The following is a 449-nucleotide window of genomic DNA, read 5'->3' as shown; positions in this document are numbered from 1 at the left end:
ACCAGCACCGGATGCGCACTCACCTCCACGAACACCCTGTGACCCTGACCGAGGAGATCCGCCACGGCAGGACCGAAACCGACCTGCCCCCGCAGATTCCGATACCAGTAACCACCGTCCAGAACCCCGGCAGCCTCCACCCAGCCCCCGGTGACCGTCGAATAGAACGGCACCAGCGGCACCTGGGCATCGATACCGGCCAGCACCTCGCCGAGAGCGTCACGGATGTCCTCCACATGACGGGTGTGCGACGCGTAGTCCACCGCCACCCGACGCACCCGAACACCCTCAGCCGAAAGAGCTTCCAGCGCCTCGTCCAACGCCTGCGCATCACCGGCGATCACCACGGAGTTCGGACCGTTGACCGCCGCGACCTCGACCCGGTCCGACCAGCGCTCCAGGCGGGCAACTACCTCTACCTCGCTCAGCGCGACCGAAGCCATGCCACC

1 protein-coding gene is annotated in these 449 nt (G+C 67.0%); it reads right to left on the bottom strand.

Translation table 11 applies throughout. The features are described from left to right. The coding region (locus tag BIV23_RS44935; RefSeq protein ID WP_143079276.1) for an acyltransferase domain-containing protein at nt 1-449 on the bottom strand (449 nt) is incomplete at both ends.

This window comes from Streptomyces monashensis (genome assembly GCF_001866665.1).
GTDB lineage: Bacteria > Actinomycetota > Actinomycetes > Streptomycetales > Streptomycetaceae > Streptomyces > Streptomyces monashensis.
Note: the sequence above shows the minus strand (reverse complement) of the source record. Positions and strands in the feature narration are given on the sequence as shown.